Source organism: Amycolatopsis sp. NPDC114503, assembly GCF_055633655.1.
The window spans coordinates 1-16761 of sequence record NZ_JBVKDT010000021.1; the positions used below are offsets into that span (position 1 = coordinate 1).

Below are 16761 nucleotides of genomic sequence, written 5' to 3' on the forward strand. Positions count from 1 at the left end.
CAACCGAAGGGTTGTGGGAGAGTAGGACACCGCCGAACTTACTTTGAATGGTCTGGGCCCCGGTCGAGAACCCACGCGGTTCTCCCGGGGCCCAGGCTTATTTCCGGACCATTAGGGCCCGAACCTCAGGCGAGGTTCGGGCCTTCGTCGTATCCAGGTCACAGCGGCAGCCCGCGGCTCCGAACGGGAGACGAGAACACCAGTGACGTCGTCGTCTCGCCGTAGCGCTGGGCTCGTTCCACGAACTGCTCCAGCTCCGCCGTCGTCCGGCAGTGCACCCGGAGCAGCCAGCATTCGTCCCCGGTGACGTGATCGGCGTCGGTGATCTCCGGCAGCGGGAGGATCGCCTCGCGGAACCGCGGCCCGTCCAGGCTGCGGACGCGGACCCGGATCATCGCCTGGATCGGACGACCCAGTTTTTCAGGGTCGACCCGTGCCGAGTAGCCAGTGATCACTCCGCGCTGTTCCAGCCGGCGCACCCGCTCCGTCACGGCAGGCGCGGACAGCGAAACCCGGCGGCCGAGTTCCGAGAACGTCAGGCGGCCGTCGGACTGGAGCAGCTCCAGCAGGTGCCGATCAACGTCGTCCAGATCCACTCGCAGCACCCCTTTCCCAAGCTCCAGGCTAACTGCCGTCCAGACCCGGAAAACCCTGGTGAAGACGGCGGAACACCTGGATCTTCCCCTGTCTCCCACCGGCGGCGGAACGGGAGGATCAACAGCGTGAAACCACGGATCCTTTCCCTCCCCAGCGAAGCCGCCGACGCCGTCCAGTACTTCGGGCGCGAACTCGCCTTCGAGGTCGACCCGGTCGATCTCGCCCTGGACTTCGCGGACGCTCGCACCGACGGCTACGTCCTCGTCGAGACCCGCAGCCCCGGCGCGTTCGCCGAAGCGCACCTGCCGGGCGCGATCTGCTTGCCGTACCGGGAAATGACCGAAGAAAGCACCCGTGACCTCGACCGGAGCCTCGTCTACGTCTGCTACTGCGAGAGCATCTACTGCAACGCCGCCACCCAGGGCGCGTACCGGCTCGCGCGGCTCGGCTTCACGGTGAAGCGGCTCTCCGGCGGCATCACGACCTGGCTCGCCCACGGCTATCCGACGGAGGCCGGCATGGCCGTACCCTGGACGCCGTGACTCGTCTGCTCATCATCCAGCCCGACGCCACTGACCCGCTCGGCCCGCTCGGGGAGTGGCTCACCGAGGCGGGTGCGGAGCTCGACGTGCGGCTGCCGCCGGAGCAGGGCCTGCCCGCGAGTCTCGACGGCTACGACGGGCTGATCTGTCTCGGCGGCGGCATGGGCGCGCTCGACGACTCCCAGCACCCCTGGCTCGTCGACGTCCGGAAGCTTCTCGCCGCCGCGGTGGGGAAGGCCGTGCCGACGCTCGCGATCTGTCTCGGCGCGCAGCTGCTCGCCGTCGCGACCGGCGGGCAGGTCGCGGAGGGCGCGGCCGGGCCTGAGGTCGGGCCGGGGCTCGTGTCCAAGAAGGACGCGGCGTGGATCGATCCGCTCTTCGCGGACATGCCCTTCCTCCCGGATGTCCTGCAGTTCCACCGCGACGTCATCACCGTCCTGCCGGCGAGCGCCGAGCTGCTCGCGTCCACGCCGAAGTACCCGCACCAGGCGTATCGGATGAACCGTTGTGTCTACGGTGTCCAGTTCCACATCGAGACCACTCCGGACGTCGTCCTCGCCTGGGCCGAGGCGGAGCCGGAAATGGCGGAACTCACCCGTCCGGGCGCGCTCGAGGGCGACTCCTTGATCTCAGCGCACGCGGAGATCGCCGAGACGTGGCGTCCGTTCGCGCGCAGGTTCGTCCAGTTGGCCGCCGGTCAGCTGCAGGCGGCTCCGGAAAGTCAACGCCAGTTGCCGCTGGCTTAACGGATGACGTCGGAATCACTTACGGCGAGTTAACGGTTCACCCAAACGGTCAGGTACCTTGCGAGAGGTATTTCCGTAGGGTTCGGAGGTCGGGGTGGACCCCTCGCTGCTCGTCGTCGTCGTGATCTGCACGGCGCTGGTTTTCGATTTCACCAACGGCTTCCACGACACGGCGAACGCGATGGCGACCTCGATCGCCACCGGAGCACTCCGGCCCCGCGTCGCCGTCGCGATCTCCGCGGTCTTGAACCTGGCAGGCGCGTTCCTGTCGGTCGAGGTCGCGAAAACGATTTCCAGCGGTCTGGTCGACGAAACGAGGATCGGGCCCGCCATCGTGTTCGGCGGGCTCATCGGGGCGATCGTCTGGAACCTCTTCACCTGGTACGTCGGCCTGCCGTCGAGTTCGTCGCACGCGCTGTTCGGCGGCCTGATCGGCGCGACCTGGGTGTCCGCCGGCGCGGACTCCGTCCACTTCGCCAAGATCGTCGACAAGGTGCTCGTTCCGGCCGCCGCGTCCCCGATCATCGCGGGCGTGGCGGCGGCCGCGGTCACCTTCCTCGTCTACCGGTTCCTGGTCCGCAAGCGCGGAGGCCGCGGGTTCCGGGTCGGACAGATCGTCTCCGCGTCGCTGGTCTCGCTCGCGCACGGCACCAACGACGCGCAGAAGACGATGGGCGTCATCACCCTGACGCTCGTGGCGGCGGGCAGTCTCCCCGCCGGGTCCGCTCCGCCGGTCTGGGTGATCATCAGCGCCGCGTCCGCGCTGGCGCTGGGCACGTACCTGGGCGGCTGGCGGATCACGCACACCCTCGGCAAGGGCCTCACCGACATCGAAGGTCCGCAGGGCTTTTCCGCGCAGACCAGCAGCGCTGTCGTGATCCTGCTGTCCTCGCACCTCGGCTTCCCGCTGTCGACCACGCACGTGTGCTCGGGCGGGATCGTCGGCTCCGGCGTCGGCCGTCGCGAGGCTCCGGTGCGCTGGCGGATGGCGGGCCGGATGGTGCTCGCGTGGCTGTTCACGCTGCCCGCGGCGGCGATCGTCGGCGCGGCGGCGGGCAAGATCGCGTCGCTCGGCGAGGCCGGGACCATCGCGGTCGGCGTCGCCGGGATTCTCTTCGCGGCCGGGATTTACCTCCTGTCGCGGCGCAAACCCGTCACCGCGCACAGCTTCCAGGTCCCCGAACCTTCTGCCGCCGACACCGAACCGGACCGCCTGGCTGCCTGAACCGCCCCATGTCCGGCTACGGTGTGAGCGATGGCAGAGCGCGCGCGGACTACAGCTTCGGCGGCCAGGTACGGCTTCACTGACACCCGGGCCGACGGTCAACTGCGCGCAGCGGGCTGGTGGACCGAAGGCGGACCCGCCGACGGCGCGACTGACGTCCTGCTCGCCCTGTCCCGTGCCGCGGATCCCGACCTCGCGCTAGCCGGGCTCGACCGCATCCGCGAGGCCGACGAACCAGGTTGGCCCGAACTGGACAGCGCGCTCCGCGAGAACCGGACGTTCCGCGGGCGGCTGTTGGGCGTGCTCGGCACCTCCACCGCGCTGGCGGACTTCCTCGTCGCCAATCCCGGTGAGTGGCGCTGTCTCGCGGACAACCGCTGCACCGATCCGGCGAAGTTCGCGGAACGGTTGCTTGAGCGGGTTCGGCAGAACGACGGAACGTACGTCACCGGGACGGCGGCCGAACATGAGTTGCGTGCCGGCTATCGCGGACTGTTGCTTGGCATCGCCGCGGCTGACCTCGGTCATCTCGTGGAGCCCGGGCTGGAACACCCGCAGTTCCGCGACATCGCCAGCGAGCTGACCACCCTCGCCGAAGCGTCGCTGCAGGCCGGGCTCGTGGTCGCCGCTCAGGAGGTCGGCGCGTCCGCCGAAGGCACGCTCGCGGTGATCGCGATGGGCAAGACCGGCGGTCGCGAGCTGAACTACGTGAGCGACGTCGACGTCATCTTCGTCGGGGCCGGTGATCTCGGCGTCGCGACCCGGTTGGCCAGCACGATGATGCGCCTCGTCGGCAACGCGTGCTTCGAGGTCGACGCGGCGTTGCGGCCGGAAGGCAAGAGCGGCGCGTTGGTGCGCACGCTCGAAGGGCACACCGCGTACTACCAGAAATGGGCGAAGACCTGGGAGTTCCAGGCTTTGCTGAAGGCTCGTCCGGTGGCGGGCGACGTCGAACTGGGCCGTCAGTACGCGGAGATGGTCGCGCCGATGGTGTGGTCGGCCGCGGACCGCGAGAACTTCGTGACCGAGGTACAGCAGATGCGCCGGCGGGTGGAGGACCACGTCGCGTCGGAGCATCTCGAACGCGAGCTGAAACTGGGCCGCGGCGGACTGCGGGACGTCGAGTTCGCGGTGCAGCTGCTGCAACTCGTGCACGGCCGGGTGGATCCGGCGCTGCGCTCGCCGTCCACTTTGGAGGCATTGGCCGCGCTGGGCGACGGTGGGTACGTCGGCCGCGCGGATGCGGCGGAGATGAGCTCGTCATATGAGTTCCTGCGCACCGTCGAGCATCGGCTGCAGCTGCGCCGGTTGCGGCGTACCCACCTGTTCCCGGCCGCCTCGGACACCGATGAGCTGCGCATTCTCGCGCGTGCCTGTGGGATTCGGGCGGTTCGCGGACGCAGCCAAGGCGAGGCGCTGCTTGCCGAGTTCCGCCGCCACGCGCAGGGGATTCGGCGGCTGCACGAGAAGGTTTTCTACCGTCCGCTGCTGCAGTCGGTCGCGAATGTGCCGACGGAAGCGTTGCGGCTCACCACGAAACAGGCCGCCAGCCGGCTCGCCGCGCTCGGGTATGCCGCACCGGAAGGCGCGCTGCAGCACATCAAGGCGCTGACCTCGGGGGTGTCGCGGCGCGCGGCTATCCAGCAGGCGCTGCTCCCGGTGTTGCTCGACTGCTTGGCCGATACGCCGGATCCGGACGGCGGCCTGCTCTCGTACCGCAAGGTGTCCGAGGCGCTTCAGGACACGCCTTGGTACCTGCGCGTGCTGCGTGACGAGGGCACGGTCGTCGAGCGGCTGGCTTTCCTGCTCGGCACGTCGAATTTGGTGCCGGACCTGCTCGTCCGCGCGCCGGAAGTGCTGCAGCTGCTGGGAGATCCGGCTCGGCTGACCGGACGCACGCCGGCCGAAGTGGCGACGTCGCTGCGGGCCGCCGTACGCCGTCAGCCCGGGTTGAGCGCTGCCGTCACCGCCGCGCGGTCGTTGCGCCGGCATGAGCTGTTGCGCGTCGCCTGCGCGGATTTGTTGGGACTGCTTGATGTTCCTTCGGTCTGCGAAGCGCTGTCGAGCGTGTGGGTGGCCGTGTTGCAGGGAGCGTTGTCGGCGGCTTACCGGCAACGGCAGGCTGAGCTGGGACGTACCCCGGCGACGATCGCGGTCATCGGCATGGGGCGGCTCGGCGGCGCGGAACTGGGCTACGGCTCGGACGCCGACGTTCTCTTCGTCTGCGAGCCCGCCGAAGGGGTTCCGGACGCCGAAGCGCTGCGGTTCGCCTCGTCGGTCGCGGAGACGGTGCGGAAGATCCTCGGCGCGCCGAGCGCGGACCCGGCGCTGGTCGTCGACGCCGATCTCCGGCCGGAAGGACGCAGCGGACCGCTCGTGCGGACGCTGGAGTCGTACCGGGCGTACTACCAGCGCTGGGGCGAGGTGTGGGAGTCGCAGGCGTTGCTGCGGGCCCGGTTCGCCGCCGGTGACGAGGAGCTTGGCCGGCGGTTCATCGAGATGATCGACCCGTTGCGCTATCCCGAGGGCGGGCTCGACCCGACGGACGCGCGCGAGATCCGGCGGATCAAGGCCCGGGTGGAGACCGAACGTCTCCCGCGAGGCGCCGACCCGACGCGGCACACGAAACTCGGCCGAGGCGGTCTCGCCGACGTCGAGTGGACTGTCCAGCTTCTGCAGTTGCAGCATGCGCACGAGGTGCCTGGCCTGCGGACGACGTCGACTCTCGACGCGCTGACCGCCTTGGCCGAAGCGGGTCTCGCGCCGGCCGAGTCGGTGGAGTCGTTGCGCGAGGCCTGGCTGCTGGCCACCCGCGTGCGCAACGCGACGATGCTGGTCCGCGGGAAAGCAGCGGACGAGGTGCCCGGCACTGGCCGTGACCTCGCCGCGGTGGCGCGCGTGTTCGGTTACTCGGTGGACGACGACCCTGGCGAGTTCCTCGACGCCTACCGCCGTGTGACGAGGCACGCGCATGCTGTGGTCGAGGAACTCTTCTACGACAACTAACCTGGGCCTCGTGACCGACCGCGAACCGTTCCGCACCCGGATCAAGGTGCGCCACTACGAACTCGACACGCTGGGCCACCTGAACCATGCCGTGTACCACTCGTACGGCGAGGTCTCCCGGCTGGAAGTCTTCGAGGCAGCCGGCGGCGGTGCTTTGCACGAATCGCGGCTCGCGCCGGTTCTGCTCGAATCGAACATCGTCTACCGGCGGGAACTGCGCGCCGGCGACGAGGTGGACGTGACCTGCGATGCCTCGTTCGGCGACGGCAAGGTGTTCTGGATGACCTCGCGCATCATCAAGGTGGACGGGACGCTGTCGGCCGAGATCAAGTGCACGCTGGGGCTGATGGATCTGGAGAAGCGCAAGTTGGTGCCGGATCCGCGGGGGCATTTCGAGCGTGCTGGGGTCGATTTGAAGGTGTTGTCGACCTCGGAGTGATCGCGCCTGGTGCGGCGGCCCAAAGCTCAAGGGGGAGTGCTCGTGGTGGGAAGCTCGTTGCACGTGTCTCTTGCTGGCTGCGTAGTTCGCGGGCAGGCAGCCGGAGACGGTCCGGTGCTGGTGATGGTGCCGGGCGGAGCTGGACAGGCTAGTCAGACAGACCCGATGCGGGAGATGCTCGAGCCGCGTTTCACCGTGGTCTCCTATGACCGCCGCGGCGTCTCGCGCAGCCCTCTTGCCCTGGGCGCGCCGTCTCCGACAATCCAGACGCATGCCGATGACTTGCACAGCTTGATCGAGACGCTCGGCGGTGGCGGTGTGCGTCTCTTCGCTACAAGCATCGGCTGCCTGATCGCTCTGGATCTCTTGGCTCGCTATCCGCAGGACGTCGTGAAGCTGGTCGCGCACGAGCCTCCGGACACTCATCTGCTCAGCGGCGCGGTGCGGGAAGAAGCGGACGCCGGGCTCGCGCGCCTGGCCCAGACTTTCGAGACCTCTGGTGCGGGAGCGGCTCTGGGGCAACTCGCCGCCCTGATCGGCATGAATCCGGCCGACCGCGAGGCCGATGCCCCGGCACTCGTGGTGACGCCGCAGTTCATTCAGGACATGTCGTTCTACTTCGAACACGATCTTGGCGCGGGGCGCGCCTACCGCTTGGATGTCGAGGCTCTTCGCGCGCATCGGGACCGGTTGATCGTGGGCGCGGGCGAGAAGTCCGGCGAGCTGTGGACTCACCGCTGCGCGCAAGCACTGGCACGAGAACTGGACCTGCCGTTGACCCCGTGGCCCGGCGGTCACAACGGCCCGACGGCGTATCCGAAAGCCAGCGCGAGGACCATCATCGAAACCCTCACCGCGGCGTGACGCCGGTCAGTCCAGCCGCATTCCGTGCCACACCAGGTCGACCACTCCTTCGGTCTCTGCCTTCCAATCTCCTTCCGGGGTAAGGAAGAACAGCCCGCCGAGGCCGCGCATCAGCGTTTCCGTGGTGAGATTCGGCCGGATCGTGCCTGCTTCGGCGTTCGCCTTCCGCAGCGTGTCCAGCGCGTCGAGCATCCGCGCGTACGCCTGTGTCGGCAACTCGCTTCGCGACGCGCGCAACGCGTTGGCCAGCCCGCGTTTCGTCATCATGTAGTGCGCCAGGTGGTCCACGATCCAGACGCGCAACGCCTGATCGGGGGAATGTTTGGCGAGTAATTCGGGCACGATCTCGACGAGCTGGTTCACCTCGCGCTCGTAGACGGCCAGCACCAGCGATTCCGGCGTGGGGAAGTGCCGGTACACCGTGCCGACGCCGACGCCCGCTTCCTTGGCGACCGCGTTGAACGACACCTCTCCTGCCCGGCTCACGGTTTCCGCCGCCACCGCCAGGATCCGCTCGTGGTTGCGCCGGGTATCCGCCCGCCGCGGGCTCACCGGCATCGCGCCTCCCGCGTCTCTTCGTTTGTCTGCCCTGGAGCCGCTCCAGCCGCACCTGGAGTAGCTCCACTTCGTTGCGTACCGGATTCTAATCCGCTAGCCTCGTGCAAAGCGAGCCAAGCGGATGAATATCCGGTTTATCTCCGGCGGCTCGTGTTCCCGAAGGGCCGTCACCACCACCATCACGCCGCAGGACGTCCGCCGCGGACGGACTGCGGGAAAGCGAACCCTACTGTGGACATTTCCCTTGAAGTCAATGGAAGAACCGAGGAACTCGGCGTCGAGCCGGGAGTGACCCTCCTGGACGCGCTGCGCGAGCGGCTCGGCATCACCGGCCCGAAGAAGGGCTGCGACCGCGGTCAGTGCGGCGCCTGCACCGTGCACGTCGACGGCAAGCCGGTGCTGTCCTGCCTCACGCTCGCGGCCGCCGTGCGCGGTCCCGTCACCACCGTCGAAGGACTGTCCACTGAGGACGAACTGCACCCGGTGCAGCAGGCGTTCGTGGACCAGGACGCGCTGCAGTGCGGGTTCTGCACGTCCGGGCAGGTGATGTCGGCGGTCGCCGCGGTGCGCGACGACGTGTCCGACGTCCGCGAGTTCATGTCCGGAAATCTGTGCCGCTGTTCGGCTTATCCGAACATCGTGCGCGCCGTGGAACAGGCGAGGCAGGCCGATGCGACCGTTTGAGCTCACCGCACCCGCCACGGTCGAGGACGCGCTGGGCAGCGCGGGCGCCTACCTGGCAGGCGGCACCACCCTGGTCGACCTGATGAAGCTCGACGTCCTGACCCCGCAGCAGGTGCTGGACATCAACGACCTGCCGCTGCGGGGCATCGACACCGCCGACGGCCTGCGGTTCGGCGCGCTGGAACGGATGGGCGACATCGCCGCGCATCCCGGCGTGTACCCGGCGATCTCGCGCGCGCTGCTGCTCAGCGCGTCGCAGCAGCTGCGGAACATGGCCAGCATCGGCGGAAACCTGATGCAGCGCACGCGGTGCTCGTACTTCCGTGACGTCGCGATGCCGTGCAACCGGCGTTCGCCGGGCAGTGGCTGTTCGGCGATTTCCGGCGTCAACCGGATGCACGCGATCCTCGGCACCAGCGACTCGTGCGTGGCCACTCACGCCAGCGACGTCGCGGTGGCGCTGGTCGCGCTCGACGCGGAGGTCGTGCTGGCCAGTGCCGAGGGAACCCGGACCGTCGCGCTGACCGAGTTCTACCGCGAACCGGGCGACACCCCGGAAATCGAGCACGACCTGCGCCCCGGCGAGCTGATCACCGAGGTGCGCGTGCCGCGGCTCGACTGGGCGGAGAACTCCACGTACGTCAAGATCCGCGACCGGCAGTCGTACGAGTTCGCACTGTGCTCGGCGGCGGTCGCGCTCGACGTGCGCGACGGGAAGATCGCCGATGCCCGTGTGGCGGCGGGCGGGGTCGGGACGGTGCCGTGGCGGCTGCCCGCCGTGGAAGAGGCGCTGCGCGGTGCGGAGCTGACCGAGGAAGCCTTCGCGGCTGCCGCCGCGGTCGCGGTGGACGGGGCAAAGCCGTTGTCCGGCAACGTGTTCAAACCTTCGCTGCTGAAGCGGACGATCGTCCGCGCGCTGCTCGAACTGACCGAAGGGAGCCGGGCATGAGTGCGCGGCTGGACGCTCCGCGGAAAGTCACCGGTGCCGCAGACTACGCGCTGGACCGCACTCTCCCGGGCATGCTGTACGGGTACATCGTGCTCAGCACGATCGCGCACGGCGAGATCACCGCGATGGACGTGACCGCGGCGAAGAGCGCGCCCGGGGTGGTCAGCGTCTACAGCCCGTTCGACCCGCTCGAACTGCACCCGTTCAAGTCGCAGCTGATGGGCGACGTGTGGCTGCCGCTGCACGACCGGGACGTGGTGTTCTACGGACAGCCGATCGGGCTGGTCGTCGCGGAAACGTTCGAGCAGGCGCGGGACGCGGCGGGGCTGATCGAGGTCTCGTACCAGGAGAAGCCCGCGCGGACGTCGATGGAGGATGGGCTCGCGACCGCGGAGGACGCGCCGGAGAGTCGGGGTGCCCCGCCGTCGATCGAGGTACTCGCCGACGGCGTCGAGTCCATTGTGGACGCACTGGCGCAGAGCCCGGTCGTCGTCTCGCAGACCTACCGCACCGCGACGCAGAACCACGCGGCGATGGAACCGCATTCGGCGGTCGCGAAGTGGGACGGCGGCGAGCTGGCCCTCTACAGCGGAAACCAGGCCAGTCACCTGCAAGCCGCGGAAATGGCCGGGGTGCTGGGCATCGAGCCGTCGGCCATCCACGCGGTGAACCCGTACGTGGGCGGAGCGTTCGGCGGCAAGGCGGGCACCTCGGCGCCGGCGATGCTGGCCGCGGCCGCAGCCAAGGCGCTGGACCGTCCGGTGAAGTGCGCGCTCACCCGCGAGCAGGTGTTCACGGCGACCGCGAACCGGCCGGCCACGGTGCAGAAGGTCGCACTGGGCGCGGACCGCGACGGCACGCTGATCGCGGTGCAGCACGATTCCTGGTCGGCCACGTCGATGAGCCGGTCCTTTGTGGAGCCGACTTCGCACGGCACCTCGCGCGAGTGGTACGCGACGCAGAACCTGTCGATCAGCCAGAAGATGGTGCCGCTGCACATTCCGCCGGGCACGTTCATGCGCGCGCCGGGGGAGGCGTCGGGGTCGTTCGCGCTCGAGAGCGCGGTCGACGAACTCGCGATCGCGCTCGAGATGGACCCGATCGAACTGCGGAGGCGCAACAGTTCGCTCGCTCCTCCCGGGGTCGACCTGCAGTGGTCGAGCAAGCACCTCGACGAGTGCTACGAGATCGGGGCGCAGCGGTTCGGCTGGGCGAACCGGTCGCCGCGCGGGCACGTCGACGGGGACTGGCTCGTCGGCATGGGCACGGCGACCGCGATGTTCCCGGGCCTGCGCTTCCCGGCGACGGTCGAGATCACGCTCAACGCGGACGAGACCGCGGACGTCTCCACGAGCGGGGCCGACCCGGGCACCGGGCTGCTCACCGTGCTGGCCACGATCGGGGCCGAATCCCTCGACATCGACCCGGAACGCGTCACCCCGCACCTGGGCGATTCCCGGTACGCGCCGGGCGGGATGTCCGGCGGCTCGACCGCGACGGCGAGCACCGGCACCGCGATCATGCTCGCGGCGACCGCACTGCTCGACGAACTGGTGGCGCTCGCCGCCGAACCGGGCGCGCCGTTCGAGGGCGAGGTGGTCACGTACGCCGAGGGCCTGCTGCACGGCAACCGCGGCACCATGCCGTTCGGTGAACTGCTGCGCGCGATCGGCCGGGAATCCTTGTCCGCCAGGGGTTCCTCCGCACCGGGCGAGGAGATGACGAAGCATTCGTTCAGCTCGTTCGGCGCGCAGTTCTGCGAGGTCCGGGTGCACCGGCTGACCCGCGAGGTCCGGGTGTCGAGGATGCTGGGCGTCTTCGACGGCGGCCGGATTATCAACCCGACGCAGGCGAGGAGCCAGCTGTCCGGCGGCATGATCTGGGGCGTGTCGGCGGCCCTGCACGAAGGATTGGAAACGGAGCCGAGCGGACGTCCCGCGAACGCGGACTTCGCGAGCTACCTGCTGCCGGTCAACGCCGACATCCCGGAGATCGACGTGCAGTTCGTCGAATACCCGGACACGCTGCACAACGCGGTCGGAGCCCGCGGAGTAGGCGAGATCGGCGCGGTGGGCATGGCGGCCGCGGTGGCGAACGCGGTGTGCAACGCGACCGGGGTTCGGGTGCGGAGCATTCCGATCATGATCGAGGATCTGCTGGTGGAGTGACCCGGGTGGGGGCGTCCGGGTGCGGGCGCCCCTTCGCGGGGCTCGGCCAGGCGGGTCTGGCGTGGGTCGGTGGCGCGCTGGGTGCGGAGCTGTGGCGGGTGGCGCGCTGGGGGTGTTGTGCGCGGTGTGTTTGCGGCGGTGTGCGGGTGGTGCGCCGGAGGGCGCGTGCCGTGGGCCTCTGGCGTGAGGGCGGTGCGGGCCGAGGCGTTGTGTGCGGCGGGCCTGGCGCTGCGGGTGGGTGACGTGGGCCAGAGCGGTGTGTGAGACGGGTCCCCAGCGCCGAGCAAGTGAGCGCGTGCGCGGTGGATCCTGGAAGGCCGGGCAGCGCGGGCCGGAGTGCGTGCGCGCTCGATCGCGGAGCGCCGGGCAGCGCGTGCCGGGCGATCCTGGAACACCGGCGGAGCACTGCACCGGGCCGCAAGCCGGTGAGGTTCGCGGTTCGCCTCGTCTCGCACGCGGAGCGTGCCACGGCAGAACCCGCCCAGGCCCACGCGCACGCCGTTTCCGCACCGCACCCTGAACCGTCGCCGGAACTGCTCCTCGGTCCCATTCACCCCATTGCCCACATCCGGAAAATTGTCCTCAGCTGTGCGCCGCAGGCTGGCCACGAGCGGCTCGGATGCGTCGTCCGCAGGTCAGCGGCCAGATTCTCCTCGCCATTTTCCCCTCCCGAGAAATTCGCTCGTCTTCCTGCTCGCGGGCGGTATGGTTTCGTGGGCACTTGTTCGGGGAGGCTGGCGAATGGACGCCGTACCGGCCGGGAGTGCGGACCTGCCTCGAAGAGGCGGGGGCGCCTCGTATCGCGGATCCGAGCCGGGCGTTCCGTTGATCGGCCGGGACGCCGAATTCGCTGTGCTGGCAGGGGCGATCGACGCTGCGGGTGCCGGGCGAGGGGGCGCGGTCGTGGTGTGCGGGCAGCCGGGGATCGGCAAGTCCCGGCTGGCCGCCGAGGCGATCGGGGCGGCTCGGGGCAAGGGATTCGCGATTGTCGAGGGGCGCGCGGACCCGTTGTTGTCGGGCCTTTCCTACGCGCCGATCGTCCAGGCTTTCCGCGGCCATCTGAGTGAATCCGCCGGATTTTCTCCGGAGCCCGGTAATCTCGGCGCATTGTTCCCCGATCTGCGTCCGGTTTCACCCGAAGCCGGGGATCCGGGACTGCAGCGCACCCGGATGTGCGAAGCGGTGCTCGCGGCGACGCGGCAGCTCACCCTCCGCAGTCCGGTGCTGCTCGTCGTCGACGACCTCCATTGCGCTGATCGGGGGACCGTCGAACTGCTGCACTATCTCGGGCGCAACGCGGAGGAACTGCCGCTGCTCGTGGTCGGGTGTTTCCGCTCGGGCGTCGACAACGAGGCGCTCGAGGCGATGGCGGAGGCGACTCGGCGGAATCAGGCGGACCGGCTGCTCGAACTCGCGCCGCTCACCGACCAGGCGGTGCGCGAACTGGTGCAGCACGTCCTGGGCACGCCGCCGCCGCTCGCGTTGCTGCGGGCGGTCACGGCTCGGGCGTCCGGGTTCCCGTTGTTCGTGGTCGCGCTGACCCGGCATCTTGTCGCTAGCCGGATGTGCGGACCGCTGCCTGAAGTGATCCGGGACGTCGTGCGGGAGCAGATCAGCAGGCTCGGCGAGGTGGACCGGCGGCTGCTGGAGGTGGTCGCGGTCGCCGGGACGCACGGGCGGCCGGAGGTGCTCGCCGATGTCTCCGGGATGAGCTTGTCCGCGCTGCACGCGGCGCTGCGGCGGTTGGTCGGGCGCCGGCTGGTCACTGAGCATCAGTCCGAGATCGAGCCGCATTATCAAGTGGCGCATCCTCTTTACGCCGAGGCGGTTTATCACGAACTCCTGCTCGCTGAGCGGAGGGCGCTGCACGCGGCGATCGGAGCGGCGCTGCATCGCGCGGACCGTACTGTCGCGGCGGCACCGCACTACGCGGCTGGCGGGAACAGTGTTCCGGTGGATCGGGCGATCGAGGCGTTCAGCGCGGCGGGGACCCGCGCGTTGACCGTCGGGGATCTGGACGAAGCTGCTGAGTATCTCGCGGCTGCGTTGCGGCGGGCGCGGGATGCGCGGCCGGACGCGGTGCCGGCGTTGCTTGTCGATTTAGCGAGGTTGCAGCAGGGCCGTGGCCGGTTGGACGAGGCCGCCGAGCTGTTGCGGGACGCGGTCGCGCTGAGCGAGCGGCGTGGGCAGGACACCGAGCGACGGCGGGCGTGGCGGCATTTGCAGGCGCTGCTCGAAGTCGAGCGCGGGAATCTTCCGGCGGCGGTCGGGTTGGCGAGGGCCAGCGGTCGCCGTCCAGAGACGGATCCGCCGACGCGGTTGCTGATCCATTGGATCATCGCGTTGCGGCACGGCGATTTTCCCGAGCTGGCGGTGATTTCGCGGGAACTCGTCGCCCTGCCGTCCACAAGCGACACTCCGGGGGCGCATTCGGTCGCGCATCTGGGGGCCGGGGCGCTGGCGGCGTTGTCGGGTGACGTCGAAACGGCGGTCGTGGAGTTGCGCAGTGCGCTGGAGCTTGCGCTTCGGTGTGGCGACGAAGGCCCGCGGCTCGCGTTCGCTCCGCGGATGATGCTCAACGGCTTGTCGACGCTGCGCGGCGATCTCGTCACGGCGATCCGGGTCGCGGACGTCAGCAGTACTCCGGCGGTGCGGCAATGGTTGCCGTCTGCCTCGTGTTATCTGCAGACAATGCTCGCGACCACGAGGTACTTCTCCGGGGACCTCCGGACCGCACTGTCTGAAATGGACAGTGCGGTGGCGGAGGCGCGCCGGGTCGGGCAGGACCGGCTGGTGGGACGAACCCTTGCTGGACGGGCGTTTGTCCGTGCGGAACGAGGTCACCTTGACGAAGCGGCGGCGGATCTGGCCGACGCGCGCCGCCACTACGATCCTTCGCAGATCGACCTCTTGGACGCGTTCGACCTGGCGGCGACGGCATTGGCGGTGCGGCGCGGGGTGGCGGCGCAAGCTCCGGCACTGACCGACACACTGCCGTTCGGCGACACGCAGCTCAACTGTCTTCGGGTGTCCTTCGCCGGATACGCAGCGGTGCAGCGGCGAGATCTGGCGGAAGCTGACCGTGTGGTCGGCCTGCTTCGAGGGGCGGGCAGCAACGCTCCGGTGTTGCACGCGCTCGCCGACCGGCAGCAGGGATTCGCCGATGCTGCCCGGGGAAACGCGACGGAGGCGGTCGACCGGCTGCGTGGTTCGGCGACCGTGCTTCGCGGGTTCGGGATGAATCTGCTTGCCGCACAGGCGGAAGTGGAGCTGGCCGAACTGCTGGACCCGTCGGAAGCCGAGGTGATGGCGTCCTCGGCGACGGCGGCGTTCACCGCGGCGGGCAGTACTCCCTGGCCGGAGCGGATCGTGAAGCAGGGGCATTCGGTTTCAGGGCAGCGGTCCGGGCCGCTCACCCGGCGGGAGTCAGAGATCACCGTGCTGGTCGGAAAGGGGCTGTCGAACGCGGACATCGCCTCCGCGCTCTTCCTCAGTGAGCGGACTGTGGAGACGCATCTCCGTAACGTCTACCGCAAGCTCGGCCTCAAATCGCGGGTTCGGCTGGCGCAGTGGGTGCGCGACCGGCGCGGCGAGAACGGTGCTCGCTGACCGACGGTCGGGCCACGGAAAAGGAATATGCCGAATTTACCGGCCGTCGCGGGGAAACGGTGACGTCGCGGTGACGGATTCCGGTGACACTGCCCCGGTGGCCCAGTGATCGGGAGGGTTCTCGATGGAGCAGCACGTCCGGGTGCCCGCGCTGGGACGTCCGGCAAGCGATTCCTCGCGCGTGAGCTGGCGCGCGTGGTCCAGCAGCGGCGTGGCGGTGGACCGGCGGCAGGCCATCAGTTCGAACGGTCAGCGGTGGCGCTCCGGCTCGGTCCGGCTGGCCGGGCGGGAAAACTTTCCGGCGCGTATGCGGGCGGAAGCGTCAACGTCGTGGTGAAACTGCTCGCGGGGGTGGGGTTCGCGGTACCGCCGAATGGCTGGTGCGGCGCTGCGGCCGGGTGATGAGATCTGGCCCGCCAACGCGTTCAACCAGCGCACCTATCTTCAGTTCCTTTCCTTTCTGCGGGACCAGCGAAGTTACGTGGTAGCACGGATGGCGCGGCGGCGGGGCGGTCACGACCATCGGAGTACGACCGGCAGTGCTCGCGGGGGAGGCTGCCGTGGATCGAGGGGGTGTCGGTTCGGATGGTCGGTTCGCGGACGAAAACGGTGGACTACGAATCGCGGGAGGGGACTGGAACGGCGTCGGTGCTTGTCGTGCAGATGTTGCCGGCCTTCGCGGTGGGAGGCGCGGCTGACGCGAGGCCGCTTTCCCGTGCGGCTCAAAGGTTAGTGACTTACCTAGCGCTTCGAGACCGGCCTGTGCGGCGGGCTGAAGTCGCGCATGTGTTGTGGGCGGACTCGTCGGAGGAACACGGTGCGGCGAGCCTCCGCACCACGTTGTGGCGGATCGGCCGGGTGCATCGGGATCTGGTGCAGGCGACCGCTGAGCGGCTGTCGCTCGCCGATACCGCGGCCGTCGATGTACAAGCAGCGTCGAGTCTGGCGCGTTCTCTCGCGTCCGCCGGCGGGGAGCTTCCCGAAGACAGCGAACTGGTGATCGGCTTGCTGTCGACCGATTTGCTGCCGGACTGGTACGACGACTGGCTGTTCGTCTTCCGCGAGCGGTGGCGGCAGCTTCGCTTGCACGCGCTGGAATGCCTGGCCGGACGGCTCGGCGAGGCGGGCCGGTTCTCCGAGGCGATCGACGCCGCGCTCACCGCGGTCGACGCCGAACCGCTGCGGGAAAGCGCGCACCGCTGCCTGATCCGCGTTCACCTTCTCGAAGGGAACCGCGGCGAAGCGGTGCGGGCTTATCGCGCCTTGGCGGAACTGCTGCACACCGAACTCGGCGTGCGGCCCAGCCCGGGCGTGCGGGCGTTGCTCGCTTGATCCGGGTGACGGTGCGGTGACGGGGAACCGTTGTACTGCACC

The 16761-nt window shown here is 69.4% G+C and carries 13 protein-coding genes; 11 read left to right on the plus strand and 2 right to left on the minus strand.

Annotated elements, in window-relative coordinates; genetic code table 11:
* Positions 1–158 precede the first annotated feature (158 nt).
* Positions 159–596: an Lrp/AsnC family transcriptional regulator gene (locus tag ACZ7OI_RS46245; RefSeq protein WP_470270469.1), complete on the minus strand. Its 438-nt coding sequence runs from the start codon at positions 594–596 to the stop codon at positions 159–161.
* A gap of 126 nt (positions 597–722) precedes the next feature.
* Between ACZ7OI_RS46245 and ACZ7OI_RS46250 the strand changes: the two genes are divergently transcribed.
* The 6 genes from ACZ7OI_RS46250 (at position 723) to ACZ7OI_RS46275 (ending at position 7419) form a co-directional block, all read left to right on the plus strand.
* On the plus strand, positions 723–1139 hold the full coding sequence (locus ACZ7OI_RS46250) for a rhodanese-like domain-containing protein (RefSeq protein WP_470270470.1): 417 nt from the start codon (positions 723–725) through the stop codon (positions 1137–1139).
* Complete coding sequence (locus tag ACZ7OI_RS46255) at positions 1136–1885, plus strand: type 1 glutamine amidotransferase (protein ID WP_470270471.1); 750 nt, start codon at positions 1136–1138, stop codon at positions 1883–1885. Before ACZ7OI_RS46250 ends, ACZ7OI_RS46255 begins: the two co-directional genes overlap by 4 nt.
* Positions 1886–1979: 94 nt before the next feature.
* Complete coding sequence (locus tag ACZ7OI_RS46260; protein WP_470270472.1) at positions 1980–3110, plus strand: inorganic phosphate transporter; 1131 nt, start codon at positions 1980–1982, stop codon at positions 3108–3110.
* A 30-nt stretch (positions 3111–3140) separates the two neighbouring features.
* The gene (locus ACZ7OI_RS46265; RefSeq protein ID WP_470270473.1) at positions 3141–6116 is read left to right on the plus strand and encodes a bifunctional [glutamine synthetase] adenylyltransferase/[glutamine synthetase]-adenylyl-L-tyrosine phosphorylase; all 2976 of its coding nucleotides are present in this window, start codon (positions 3141–3143) and stop codon (positions 6114–6116) included.
* A gap of 10 nt (positions 6117–6126) precedes the next feature.
* Positions 6127–6555 (plus strand): acyl-CoA thioesterase, encoded by a 429-nt coding sequence (locus tag ACZ7OI_RS46270; protein ID WP_470270474.1) that lies wholly within the window; start codon positions 6127–6129, stop codon positions 6553–6555.
* Positions 6556–6678: 123 nt separating this feature from the next.
* The gene (locus ACZ7OI_RS46275) at positions 6679–7419 is read left to right on the plus strand and encodes an alpha/beta fold hydrolase (RefSeq protein ID WP_470270573.1); all 741 of its coding nucleotides are present in this window, start codon (positions 6679–6681) and stop codon (positions 7417–7419) included.
* 6 nt (positions 7420–7425) lie between these two features.
* On the opposite strand, the gene ACZ7OI_RS46280 is transcribed toward ACZ7OI_RS46275, so the two are convergent.
* On the minus strand, positions 7426–7977 hold the full coding sequence (locus ACZ7OI_RS46280; RefSeq protein ID WP_470270475.1) for a TetR/AcrR family transcriptional regulator: 552 nt from the start codon (positions 7975–7977) through the stop codon (positions 7426–7428).
* A 231-nt stretch (positions 7978–8208) separates the two neighbouring features.
* On the opposite strand from ACZ7OI_RS46280, the gene ACZ7OI_RS46285 reads away from it, so the two are divergent.
* From ACZ7OI_RS46285 to ACZ7OI_RS46305, 5 genes are all read left to right on the plus strand, one after another.
* Entirely contained in the window at positions 8209–8661 is a 453-nt protein-coding gene (locus ACZ7OI_RS46285; protein ID WP_470231658.1) for a (2Fe-2S)-binding protein, read from the plus strand.
* Complete coding sequence (locus ACZ7OI_RS46290) at positions 8648–9610, plus strand: FAD binding domain-containing protein (protein ID WP_470270476.1); 963 nt, start codon at positions 8648–8650, stop codon at positions 9608–9610. The genes ACZ7OI_RS46285 and ACZ7OI_RS46290 overlap by 14 nt, the downstream gene beginning before the upstream one ends.
* Positions 9607–11778 (plus strand): xanthine dehydrogenase family protein molybdopterin-binding subunit, encoded by a 2172-nt coding sequence (locus ACZ7OI_RS46295; protein WP_470270477.1) that lies wholly within the window; start codon positions 9607–9609, stop codon positions 11776–11778. Before ACZ7OI_RS46290 ends, ACZ7OI_RS46295 begins: the two co-directional genes overlap by 4 nt.
* A gap of 741 nt (positions 11779–12519) precedes the next feature.
* On the plus strand, positions 12520–15387 hold the full coding sequence (locus ACZ7OI_RS46300) for a helix-turn-helix transcriptional regulator (RefSeq protein ID WP_470270478.1): 2868 nt from the start codon (positions 12520–12522) through the stop codon (positions 15385–15387).
* A gap of 762 nt (positions 15388–16149) precedes the next feature.
* Positions 16150–16719, plus strand: coding sequence for an AfsR/SARP family transcriptional regulator (locus ACZ7OI_RS46305; protein ID WP_470270479.1), 570 nt, complete (start codon positions 16150–16152; stop codon positions 16717–16719).
* The last annotated feature ends 42 nt before the right edge of the window (positions 16720–16761 follow it).